9 protein-coding genes are annotated in these 11,427 nt (G+C 71.3%); 3 read left to right on the top strand and 6 right to left on the bottom strand.

Features of this window, described 5'->3' with window-relative positions; translation table 11 throughout:
• Positions 1-50: 50 nt before the first annotated feature.
• From hemB to ACWF94_RS20330, 6 genes are all read right to left on the bottom strand, one after another.
• Positions 51-1,055 carry a porphobilinogen synthase gene (gene hemB / locus ACWF94_RS20355; RefSeq protein WP_453489977.1) on the bottom strand — a complete coding sequence of 335 codons (1,005 nt, stop codon included), beginning with the start codon at positions 1,053-1,055 and terminating at the stop codon, positions 51-53.
• Positions 1,056-1,248: 193 nt separating this feature from the next.
• Entirely contained in the window at positions 1,249-2,910 is a 1,662-nt protein-coding gene (locus ACWF94_RS20350) for a uroporphyrinogen-III synthase (protein ID WP_453489974.1), read from the bottom strand.
• A complete protein-coding gene (gene hemC, locus ACWF94_RS20345) occupies positions 2,907-3,866 on the bottom strand; it encodes a hydroxymethylbilane synthase (RefSeq protein ID WP_453489971.1) in 960 nt (319 codons plus the stop codon). The genes ACWF94_RS20350 and hemC overlap by 4 nt, the downstream gene beginning before the upstream one ends.
• On the bottom strand, positions 3,863-5,935 hold the full coding sequence (locus tag ACWF94_RS20340; RefSeq protein ID WP_453489968.1) for a glutamyl-tRNA reductase: 2,073 nt from the start codon (positions 5,933-5,935) through the stop codon (positions 3,863-3,865). Before ACWF94_RS20340 ends, hemC begins: the two co-directional genes overlap by 4 nt.
• A complete protein-coding gene (locus ACWF94_RS20335; RefSeq protein ID WP_453489965.1) occupies positions 5,932-6,711 on the bottom strand; it encodes a redox-sensing transcriptional repressor Rex in 780 nt (259 codons plus the stop codon). Before ACWF94_RS20335 ends, ACWF94_RS20340 begins: the two co-directional genes overlap by 4 nt.
• A 423-nt stretch (positions 6,712-7,134) precedes the next feature.
• Complete coding sequence (locus ACWF94_RS20330; protein WP_453489962.1) at positions 7,135-7,410, bottom strand: glutaredoxin family protein; 276 nt, start codon at positions 7,408-7,410, stop codon at positions 7,135-7,137.
• Positions 7,411-7,801: 391 nt separating this feature from the next.
• Between ACWF94_RS20330 and ACWF94_RS20325 the strand changes: the two genes are divergently transcribed.
• The 3 genes from ACWF94_RS20325 (at position 7,802) to ACWF94_RS20315 (ending at position 11,350) form a co-directional block, all read left to right on the top strand.
• Positions 7,802-8,779 carry an HAD family hydrolase gene (locus tag ACWF94_RS20325; RefSeq protein WP_453489959.1) on the top strand — a complete coding sequence of 326 codons (978 nt, stop codon included), beginning with the start codon at positions 7,802-7,804 and terminating at the stop codon, positions 8,777-8,779.
• A 279-nt stretch (positions 8,780-9,058) separates the two neighbouring features.
• Entirely contained in the window at positions 9,059-9,916 is an 858-nt protein-coding gene (locus ACWF94_RS20320) for an ECF subfamily RNA polymerase sigma factor, BldN family (protein ID WP_453489956.1), read from the top strand.
• A 219-nt stretch (positions 9,917-10,135) separates the two neighbouring features.
• The gene (locus tag ACWF94_RS20315) at positions 10,136-11,350 is read left to right on the top strand and encodes a DUF5667 domain-containing protein (protein ID WP_453489953.1); all 1,215 of its coding nucleotides are present in this window, start codon (positions 10,136-10,138) and stop codon (positions 11,348-11,350) included.
• Positions 11,351-11,427: the final 77 nt, after the last annotated feature.

Genomic DNA, 11,427 nt, shown 5'->3' with positions numbered 1-11,427 from the left:
GGCCGGGATGCCTTCCCCGGCCCGCCGTTCGCGTACGCCCAGAACCCCAGTCACAGCCCCCGCGCGACCTCCGTCGCCCAGTACGTGAGAATCATCCCCGCCCCGGCCCGCTTGATCCCGGTCAGCGTCTCCATGATCGCCCGGTCCCGCTGGATCCAGCCCTTCTCGGCGGCGGCCTCGACCATCGCGTACTCACCACTGATCTGGTACGCGGCGACGGGCACGTCCACCGACTCGGCGATCTTCGCCAGCACATCGAGATACGGCCCGGCCGGCTTGACCATGACCATGTCCGCGCCCTCTTCGAGGTCGAAGGCCAGCTCCCGCAGCGACTCGCGGACATTCGCCGGGTCCTGCTGATACGTCCTGCGGTCCCCCGTCAGCGACGAGCCGATGGCCTCGCGGAAGGGCCCGAAGAACGTGGACGAGTACTTGGCGGTGTACGCGAGGATCGAGACGTCCTGGCTGCCGATGGCGTCGAGGGCATCGCGGACCACGCCGACCTGGCCGTCCATCATGCCGCTCGGCCCCACCACATGGACGCCCGCATCGGCCTGGACCCGGGCCATCTCGGCGTACCGCTCCAGCGTGGCGTCGTTGTCGACCCGGCCGGCGGCGTCCAGGACACCGCAGTGGCCGTGATCCGTGTACTCGTCCAGACAGAGGTCAGACATGATCACCAGATCGTCGCCGACCTCGGCCCGCACATCGCGGATGGCGACCTGGAGAATCCCGTCCGGATCGGTCCCGGCGCTCCCCCGCGCGTCCTTCTTCCCCTCCTCCGGCACCCCGAACAGCATGATCCCGGAGACCCCGGCCTCCCGGGCCTCGACGGCCGCCTTCCGCAGGGAGTCCCGGGTGTGCTGCACCACGCCCGGCATGGCGGAGATCGGCACGGGCTCCCCGATCCCCTCCCGCACGAAGGCGGGCAGGATCAGATCGGCGGGATGCAGCCGGGTCTCGGCGACCATGCGCCGCACGGCGGGGGTGGTCCGCAGCCGCCTCGGGCGGGCACGGGGAAACGATCCATACGCACTCGATCCATACGCACTCATGGACTCCACGCTACGCCCCGGCACGCGAGCGCCCGGTCCGGGTGCCGAAGCCCGCGGGTGCCGGAGCCCGGGATTCGACCCGGTTGCCCGGCTGCCCGCCGATGGACACAGCAGAGGGGCGCACGGACCACCGTGCGCCCCCTGCCGCGTATCAGATCGGCTCCAGGTCGGATCAGATCAGGGTCGGATCGGATCAGGTCGTCGTCCGTCTGCGACGACCCCCCGGCCTGCGCTCGCTCGGCCGGGTCACATGCTCCCCCGCCTCCACGGCCGCCATCCGCCGCGCCGCCCCGAACTCCGCGAGCGCCTCCGCGAGCCTGAGCACCGACGGCTCCGGCGACAGGACGTCCACGCGCAGCCCGTGCTCCTCCGCCGTCTTGGCGGTGGCGGGGCCGATACAGGCGATGACGGTGACGTTGTGCGGCTTCCCGGCGATACCGACGAGATTCCGTACGGTGGACGACGAGGTGAACAGCACCGCGTCGAAGCCGCCGCCCTTGATCGCCTCCCGGGTCTCGGCCGGCGGCGGCGACGCGCGCACGGTCCGGTAGGCCGTGACGTCGTCCACCTCCCAGCCCAGCTCGATCAGCCCAGCGACCAGCGTCTCGGTCGCGATATCGGCCCGCGGCAGGAACACCCGGTCGATCGGGTCGAAGACCGGGTCGTACGGCGGCCAGTCCTCCAGCAGCCCCGCGGCCGACTGCTCACCGCTCGGCACGAGATCGGGCTTCACCCCGAAGTCCACCAGCGCGGCGGCGGTCTGCTCACCGACCGCGGCGACCTTGATCCCCGCGAAGGCGCGGGCGTCGAGCCCGTACTCCTCGAACTTCTCGCGTACGGCCTTGACCGCGTTCACCGAGGTGAAGGCGATCCACTCGTACCGCCCGGTGACGAGCCCCTTGACGGCACGTTCCATCTGCTGGGGCGTACGGGGCGGCTCGACGGCGATCGTCGGGACCTCGTGCGGGACGGCGCCGTAGGAGCGCAGTTGGTCGGAGAGCGACGCCGACTGCTCCTTGGTGCGCGGCACCAGCACCCGCCAGCCGAACAGCGGCTTCGACTCGAACCAGGCGAGCTGGTCCCGCTGGGCGGCGCAGCTGCGCTCACCGACGACGGCTATGACCGGCCGGTGGCCGTCCGGCGCGGGCAGCACCTTCGCCTGCTTGAGCGTCACCCCGATCGTGCCGAGGGTCGCCGTCCAGGTCCGCTGCCGGGTCGTCGTACCGGCGACGGTGACGGTCAGCGGGGTGTCGGGCTTACGGCCCGAGCCGACCAGTTCGCTCGCCGCCGCCGCGACCGCGTCGAGCGTCGTCGACACGACGACCGTGCCGTCGCTCGCGCCGACCTCGCTCCAGCACCGCTCGCTGGCGGTACGGGCGTCCACGAACCGGACATCCGCCCCCTGCGCGTCCCGCAGCGGAACACCCGCGTACGCGGGCACACCCACGGCGGTGGCGATGCCCGGCACGACCTCGAAGGGAATCCCCTCCGCGGCGCAGGCCAGCATCTCCTGACCGGCGTCGGCGTCCAGACCCGGATCACCGGTCACCGCACGGACGACCCGCTTTCCGCCGCGCGCCGCCTCCATGACAAGATTGACCGCGTCCCTGAGTACGGGGATTCTGGCGGCTGTTGACGCATCGTCAACAACGGTCAGCTCAGGCGTGCTGACGCTCGCCCGCGCATGGCCGCGTACGACGTCGAGCACATCGGGCTCGGCGATCAGTACGTCGGCTCCCGCGAGGGCTTCGACAGCCCGCAAGGTCAGCAGTCCTGGGTCGCCGGGACCGGCGCCGAGGAAAGTGACGTGCCCGTGTGCCGAGAACGCCGAGGACGGGTTGGTGGTGGGGCTCAATGTGCTCGCTCCCCCATAAGACCGGCCGCACCCTTGGCGAGCATCTCGGACGCGAGTTCGCGACCGAGCGCGATGGCGTCGCCGTGCGACGTGGGTACGGGACCGGTGGTGGACAGCTGCACCAGCGTCGAGCCGTCGGTGGTACCGACGACCCCGCGCAGGCGCATTTCGGTGACAGCCTGCTCCTCGCCCAACAGGTCGGCGAGCGCACCGACAGGTGCGCTGCAGCCGGCCTCCAGGGCGGCGAGCAGAGAACGCTCGGCGGTCACGGCGGCCCGGGTTGCCGGGTCGTCGAGTTCCGCGAGCCGGGCGGCGAGGCGCGCGTTATCCGCGGCGCACTCGATCGCCAGCGCCCCCTGGCCGGGGGCCGGCAGGACGAAGTCCACCGACAGGAAGTCGGTCACCTCGTCCGCCCTTCCGACGCGGTTCAGCCCGGCGGCGGCGAGAACCACCGCGTCCAGCTCCCCGCTCCGTACATATCCGATCCGGGTGTCGATGTTCCCCCGGATCGGCACGGTCTGTATGCGCGTGTGGTGCGCTCGGGCGTACGCGTTCAGCTGCGCCATCCGGCGCGGCGAACCGGTCCCGACCCTGGCGCCATCGGGCAGCCGCTCGAAGGGCAGCCCGTCCCGCGCCACCAGGACGTCCCTCGGGTCCTCACGCAGCGGAATCGCCGCGAGCAGGAGGTCGTCGGGCTGCGCGGTGGGAAGGTCCTTGAGCGAGTGAACCGCGAAGTCCACCTCGCCGCGCAGCAGCGCCTCCCGCAACGCGGCGACGAACACCCCGGTGCCGCCGATCTGTGCGAGAGCCTCCCGGGAGGTGTCCCCGTACGTGGTGATCTCGACGAGCTCGACGGGACGGCCGGTCAACTGGCGCACCGCCTGAGCCACTTGCCCCGACTGGGCCATGGCGAGTGCGCTTCGCCTGGTCCCGAGTCTCAGTGCCCTCTCGGTCATACTCGCCCTCGGTTCTTGACGTCAGCGTCATTCATGTCGGCCCGGCTGACGGAGGCGACCGTCTCCGGGTCGAGGTCGAAGAGTGTCCGCAACGCGTCGGCGTACCCGGCGCCTCCGGGCTCGCTCGCGAGCTGCTTCACCCGCACGGTGGGCGCGTGAAGGAGCTTGTCGACGACACGGCGGACGGTCTGATTGATCTCCGCGCGCTGTTTCTCGTCCAGGGCGGGCAGCCGCCCTTCGAGCCGGGCGATCTCACCCGCCACGACATCGGCGGCCATGGTGCGCAGCGCGACCACGGTCGGCGTGATGTGCGCGGCACGCTGGGCCGCGCCGAAAGCGGCGACCTCGTCGGAGACGAGATGCCGTACCTGGTCGACATCGGCGGCCATCGGCGCGTCCGCGGACGCCTCGGCGAGCGACTCGATGTCGATGAGCCGTACCCCGGGGATCCGGTGCACCGCGTGGTCGATGTCGCGCGGCATGGCGAGATCGAGCAGCGCGATACGCACCGGGGCACTCCCGGCCGTTCCACCGGGCGAGGCGATACGTATCCGCCGCCCCGCGTTCTCCACCCACGCCCCGTGCTGCGCCAGCGCCTCGGCCGAATGCTCAAGCCCTACGGGACACCCGTCGGCGGGTCCGGCCGCGGAGCTGATCTCGGCACGGTCCGGCCCGGCGGCGCCGGAGCCCTGCGCCGCGCCGGGTTGTTCCGGGTCACCGGACCGGACGGCGCCGGAGCGCTCGCCCGGAGCACCGCCGAGCGGCGGCACGCCGGTCGCGGCATCACCCGGGCCTGCGGAGCCGGAGCGCCCGGCCGTACCGGAGGGCGCGCTGGACGGGACGGCACCACCGGCACCGGGTGCGGCATCGGGGCCCGGACCCTCGGCGGGCGCTCCGGCGTCCCCGGCGGGCGACCCGCCCGGGGCGGGCGCCACGGAGCGGTCGTGTATCCGGCCGTCCCGCACGGCCGCCGCCGCCAGCCGGGCCACCAGGCTGCCGTCCGGCGCCCGGAGATGATCGTTGCGCGAGCCCTGTGGGAGGTCATCGGGCAGCGGGTCCGTCCCCGGGTCCGGGCCGGCCGGGGCCGTACGCGTATCGGCACGCGTATCGGCACGCATGTCAGTACGCGACACCGAGCCCGCAGCTGCCGGGCCGGTATCCGGGGACGCGTCGGTGCGCGGGGACGCGCCGGTCTCCAGGGACGCCTCGTCCACGTCCGCCGCCGCCCGCCCCGCCAGCGCCTCCACCACCGCGTCCGCGGTCAGTACGAGCCCGGTGGCACCGGTGCAGGACACCACCACATCGGCACGTGTCAGTTCCTGGGCCACCGCGGCCATCGGGACGGCCCGGACCGCCATCCCGCCGTCCTGCGCAGGCCCCGCGAGCACCGAGGCCAGCCGGGTCGCCCGGTCGAGGGTGCGGTTGGCGATCACCAGCTCCCGCACGCCGAGCCGCGCCAGCGTCGTAGCGGCGAGCGAGGACATGGATCCCGCGCCGATCACGAGCGCGCGCTTGTGCGCGGCCCAGGACTCGACATCGGCGCCGTCCGCGAGCTGTTCGAGGCCGAAGGTGACGAGCGACTGCCCGGCCCGGTCGATCCCGGTCTCGCTGTGGGCGCGCTTGCCGACCCTCAGGGACTGCTGGAAGAGGTCGTTGATCAGCCGGCCGGCGGTGTGCAGATCCTGCCCGCGCGCCAGGGCGTCCTTGATCTGTCCGAGGATCTGTCCCTCGCCGACGACCATGGAGTCCAGCCCGCAGGCCACCGAGAAGAGATGGTGGACCGCCCGGTCCTCGTAGTGCACATACAGATAGGGGGTCAGTTCCTCAAGACCCACCCCGCTGTGCTGCGCCAGCAGCGTGGACAGCTCGGCGACACCCGCGTGGAACTTCTCCACGTCGGCGTACAGCTCGATGCGGTTGCAGGTGGCGAGCACCGCCGCCTCCGCCGCGGGCTCGGCCGCCAGCGTGTCCTGGAGGAGCTTGGCCTGCGCGTCCGTAGACAGCGACGCCCGCTCCAGCACGCTCACCGGCGCGCTGCGATGGCTCAGTCCGACGACCAGGAGGCTCATGCCGGCATCACGGCGGGCATGTCCCCGTCAGGTCCCTTCCGGGCCGCGGCAGCGGCGGCAGCCGCCGCTTCAGCAGCCGCTTCGGCAGCCGCCTCGGCCAGGGCCTCGGCCTCCTCGCCCGCCTTCCGCTGCTCGTGGAAGGCGAGGATCTGGAGTTCGATCGAGAGGTCGACCTTGCGCACATCGACACCGTCCGGCACGGACAGAACGGTGGGCGCGAAGTTCAGAATGGAGGTCACCCCGGCCGCGACGAGCCGCTCGCACACCTGCTGCGCGGCGCCCGCTGGGGTGGCGATGACCCCGATCGACACCCCGTTGTCGCTGATGATCTTCTCCAGCTCACCGGTGTGCTGTACGGGCATCCCGGCGACCGGCTTCCCGGCCATCGCCGGGTCCGCGTCGATCAGCGCGGCGACCCGGAAGCCCCGGGAGGCGAACCCGCCGTAGTTGGCGAGGGCGGCACCGAGGTTACCGATACCGACGATCACCACGGGCCAGTCCTGGGTCAGCCCCAGCTCACGGGAGATCTGATAGACGAGGTACTCCACGTCGTACCCGACACCCCGGGTGCCGTACGACCCGAGATACGAGAAGTCCTTGCGCAGCTTCGCGGAATTGACCCCCGCCGCGGCGGCCAGCTCCTCGGAGGAGACCGTGGGCACGGACCGCTCGGACAGCGCGGTCAGCGCCCGCAGATACAGCGGAAGCCGGGCGACGGTGGCCTCGGGGATTCCTCGGCTGCGGGTCGCCGGTCGGTGATTTCGGCCAGTTGCCACGGTGCTCCTGCGGGATGAGCGGGGCTCTAGGCGGCCGTGTGTCGCAAGACCGCCCCGTCGAATGCAGGCTATGTCTTTGTGAACGCGTGCACAAAGATGGTGTCCGTTTTGTCCGAGCAAAGTGATCGGGGTCACGCGTTCTGATCGCGTAAACCTGGAACCTCGGACCGCGCCGACCCGTTCACGCACCGAAGGGGGCAAAACAGCACACTCTCCTCACCCATACGCCCCCGAGACCGCTCTACTGTGCCCTGTCCCCATCAGGTCCCGATAGAGCCATGACAGCGACAGAACGACGGGCAGCCGTCCCGCCGGCGCCCGATGGCGACGACAGGCAGCCGGCCTGAGGCACCCCACGGCCCGGACGGCACCCCGGCGACAGCGGCCCGGCACCGGCTCCCGGCGAGGCCATCGCGCTCCCGTTCACACGCCGAGCGCGCGCCGCAGCCGCCCGGCATCGACCTTCCAGAAGGTGTGCTGCTCCCCGTCGACCAGCACCACCGGAATCTGCTCCCAGTACGCCCGGTGCAGCGCCTCGTCCCGGGTGATGTCCTTCTCCTCCCAGGACGCACCGGTCTCATCGCACACCTCCTCGATCACGGCGCGCGCGTCGTCGCACAGATGACACCCGGGTTTCCCGATCAGCGTCACCACGCGGTCGCCCGCCTTCTTCCTCGTACGCCACAGCACAGGACTCATGAGCCCATTCTCCGCCCACTCCCGGCCGGCCGTGCGGCCCCTCCGGGCACCCGCGGCGGAAGATCCCGTACGGGGACCTGCGAGGTCCCCCGCGAGCCCCGCGGGGACCCGCCGGGACCCGCCGGGACCCGCGCGAGCCCCGGTACCGGCCCCCGGGCAGGAGGCGCCGGGTCCCGTCTCCGGCCGGGACACGCCCGTGCGGCACGCCCGGGATCCGACCGGTGTACGGGCACGGGCCGGCACCCCCGCCGAACCGGCCAACCGGTGGGTCGCACCCGCAGGTTCGCCGTACGGGCCGGCCGGTCCGCTTAACAGACGGGCCGCCCAGAGTTCACGCCCCCGCATTCCCGGCGTGTCGGGAAGTACCGAACAGACTGGCTATGCTCGCCGTATGGCCGCACTGGGATGGCTCACCCCACGTAGACGCTCCGCCACCGCACGGAGCGTCCTGGCAGGCGAGGCGGCAGCCGAGGCAGCGCGCAAGAATTCACAAGAGCTAGAACCGGCCATTTCGGCGGACGAGCCCGGAGGGCCCGATGTGCCCTCGGAAGCCGCGGAGAGCGGGGAATCCTCCGCGCCGCCCTTCCCCGTCGAGGGCGACGACCGCGCCGCGGCCTTCTTCGACCTCGACAACACCGTGATGCAGGGCGCCGCGCTCTTCCACTTCGGCCGGGGCCTGTACAAGCGGAAGTTCTTCGAGCGCAGCGAGCTGGCGAGGTTCGCCTGGCAGCAGGCGTGGTTCCGGCTCGCGGGCGTCGAGGACCCGGACCATATGCGCGATGTCCGCGAGTCCGCCCTCTCCATCGTCAAGGGCCATCGCGTCTCCGAGCTGATGAGCATCGGCGAGGAGATCTACGACGAGTACATGGCCGACCGGATCTGGCCAGGCACCCGCGCGCTCGCCCAGGCCCACCTCGACGCGGGCCAGAAGGTCTGGCTGGTGACCGCCGCCCCGGTGGAGACCGCGACGATCATCGCCCGCCGTCTCGGGCTGACCGGCGCCCTCGGCACGGTCGCCGAATCCGTCGCGGGCGTCTACACCGGCAAGCTCGTCGGCGAGCCGCTGCACGGCCCCGCCAAGGCGGAGGCGGTCCGCGCGCTGGCAGCCGCCGAGGGCCTCGAACTGGCGCGCTGTGCGGCGTACAGCGATTCGCACAACGACATCCCGATGCTGTCGCTCGTAGGACATCCATACGCGATCAACCCGGACACGAAACTGCGTAAACACGCGCGCGAGCGCGAGTGGCGGCTGCGCGACTACCGGACAGGCCGCAAAGCGGCCAAGGTCGGCATCCCCGCCGCGGCCGGCGTCGGCGCCATCGCGGGAGGTACGGCCGCCGCCGTGGCCCTCCACCGTCGCCGGCGCTGACCCTCCCGGCAGAAACGCACCGTGTGCGCCGGACGCGCCGCATCCGCGAAGAGTCGGATCGTGAACGAATCTGATCAGCAGGTGCTCACTATCTGCTACTTCTTTGGTCGTAGAGAGATCACAGAAGCGACGTAATCGATGATTTGAGCAACTGGGTGTAGCACTGCCTGTACGAAGCGTTATTCTCCTCAGACGCATACGGGATCCCACCAGTCGTCGTCACGACGGGTGAACCGTCCCGCTACTGCACGTGATGGAAGCTCTGCCTCTGGGAGTCCCGTGTACCCACACGTCGGGGTTGACGCCTCGGGCCTGGCTACGCTCCGCGCGACGGTCCTCGACCACTTGCGCGGTTTCGTCCCCACCGCGTACGCCGTCCCCGCCCTCGCCATGCCCCGCATTGCCACCGGCGGCCACGCCGCCCCCCTCTACGCCCTGGCCGACGGCTTCAAGGAGGGGTCGGCCCGCAGCACCGTCGGCACCGTCGTCGATGGGAGGCGGCCGGGAAGCGGGCGTGGTGTCGCGAGACGGAGCAGCCGGACCGGCTCGGGCGCCCCGTCGGCCGCCCGCCGCCCCACCGCCGACAGCGACAGCGCCCGCATGATGGAACTGGTCGAGCGCGCGCAAGCGGGCGAGGCCGAAGCCTTCGGCCGGCTCTACGACCAGTACAGCGACACGGTCTACCGCTATATCTACTACCGCGTCGGCGGAAAGGCGACAGCGGAGGACCTCACCAGCGAGACGTTCCTGCGCGCCCTGCGCCGGATCTCCACCTTCACCTGGCAGGGCCGTGACTTCGGCGCCTGGCTGGTCACCATCGCCCGCAATCTGGTCGCCGACCACTTCAAGTCCAGCCGGTTCCGGCTGGAAGTGACCACCGGCGAGATGCTCGACGCCAATGAGGTCGAGCGCAGCCCCGAGGACTCCGTCCTGGAGTCCCTCTCCAACGCCGCGCTGCTCGAAGCGGTGCGGAAACTCAATCCTCAGCAGCAGGAGTGCGTGACCCTGCGCTTCCTGCAGGGCCTGTCGGTCGCGGAGACAGCCAGAGTCATGGGCAAGAACGAGGGTGCGATCAAGACCCTCCAGTACCGTGCCGTACGAACCCTGGCCCGCCTCCTGCCCGACGACGCCCGCTGACCTAACCCAACTCACCATCGGTGACGCCTCAATGACGCACTGGTCCGATCATCCTCCGCGCGTAACCCAAGTGCCGCGACGCTCGTTGTGCGGGATGCAGGCTCCCTGTGGTCACGCCATGCCCGCAGCCACTCACTCGATCGTGTGGATGTGCTCAAGGCGTGCAACCTTCCAGACCCCCAGGGGAGTCGATCGTCATGACGAGAGGAGGTGCCGCCAGTGATCGCGAACGTATCGGCCCACCGGCGGGCGAACGCCTTCGCCCAGGCCATGGAAGATCAGGCGGCCGGACAGCCGGATGATTCGGTCGAACAGACCGGACAGACGCGGCTGTTGGCTCTGGCGACCGGCCTCGGCGAGCTGCCGAGGCCGGAAATGGATCCCGAGGTCAAAGTGGTGCAGCGGGCACAGCTCGTTGCCGCCATGGAGGCCATGCTCCAGGAAGGCACGGCCTCGGGGAGCGCATCCCCGGACCCTACGGTGCCCGAGCAGCGGAAGTCGGGCCGAGGCGCACACCGGGCCTCCCCGCTCCGCAAGCTCCGACCGCGCTCCCGCTGGTCAAAGGGGATCGCAGCCGGCGGTCTGACCGTCGGTGTCGCCGCGGGAGCCTTCAGCGGGGTCGCCGCTGCCAGTTCCGACGCCCTTCCCGGTGATTCGCTGTACGGGCTCAAGCGGGGCATGGAGGACATCCGGCGCGGTATGGCCGACGGTGACTCCAACCGCGGCGAGCTGTACCTCGACCAGGCGTCCACCCGCCTCAGCGAAGCCCGCCGCCTCATGGAGCGCGGCCGGGCGGGCGATCTGGACCATGAATCGCTGAGCGAGATCCGCCGCGCGCTCAACGGCATGCGCCACGACGCGTCGGAGGGCCACCGGCTGCTCCACGAGGCATATGAGCGCGACGGCTCACTCGGCCCGATCCAGAAGCTCAATTCGTTCTCCCGCGCCCACCGCGACGCGTGGAACGGACTGCGTGACCGGCTCCCGGTCCAGCTCACAGACGTCGGAAACCAGGTGAACCACGTCTTCGACGCCATAGACCAAGAGGTCGGCCCGCTCCAGTCCCTGCTGCCCAGCCCACCGGACCAGGGCCGCGGCGACTCCAGGCGCCCCGGCACCGCGTCCCAGGACACCGGCAGTACGACGTCCTCCCCCGGCGGTGGTACAAAACCCCCCGCCTCCGAGGCACCCGACACCCGCCCCGGCTCCACCCCGGCCAAACCCCGCCCCTCGGCCTCCGCCCCACCCACGAGCGACGGCCTCCTCGGCGGCAACCCCGGCGGGCTCTTCGACCCACCGCCCAACAGCACCCCGCCCCCGCCCGCGGCCAACGAACCCGCACCCAACGAGCCCCCTGCGGACATCACCATCCCCCCGCTGCTCCCAGGCATCCTCCCCGGCCTCGGCCTCAGCGCCGAGGACGACCCCTCCTGACCACCCGACTCACCACCCGGCGGGGCTGGCCCACCCCCAGCCCCGCCGCCATCTCCCAGCCCTGCCGGCGTTTGAGG

This window comes from Streptomyces sp. NPDC055078 (assembly GCF_053607985.1).
Note: the sequence above shows the minus strand (reverse complement) of the source record. Positions and strands in the feature narration are given on the sequence as shown.

Excerpts from the sequence above, each read along its gene's own strand:
- hemB (WP_453489977.1), bottom strand. The coding sequence starts at position 1,055 with ATGAGTGCGTATGGATCGAGTGCGTATGGATCGTTTCCCCGTGCCCGC.
- hemC (WP_453489971.1), bottom strand. The coding sequence starts at position 3,866 with ATGACCGAGAGGGCACTGAGACTCGGGACCAGGCGAAGCGCACTCGCC.
- ACWF94_RS20340 (WP_453489968.1), bottom strand. The coding sequence starts at position 5,935 with ATGAGCCTCCTGGTCGTCGGACTGAGCCATCGCAGCGCGCCGGTGAGC.
- ACWF94_RS20330 (WP_453489962.1), bottom strand. The coding sequence starts at position 7,410 with ATGAGTCCTGTGCTGTGGCGTACGAGGAAGAAGGCGGGCGACCGCGTG.
- ACWF94_RS20325 (WP_453489959.1), top strand. The coding sequence starts at position 7,802 with ATGGCCGCACTGGGATGGCTCACCCCACGTAGACGCTCCGCCACCGCA.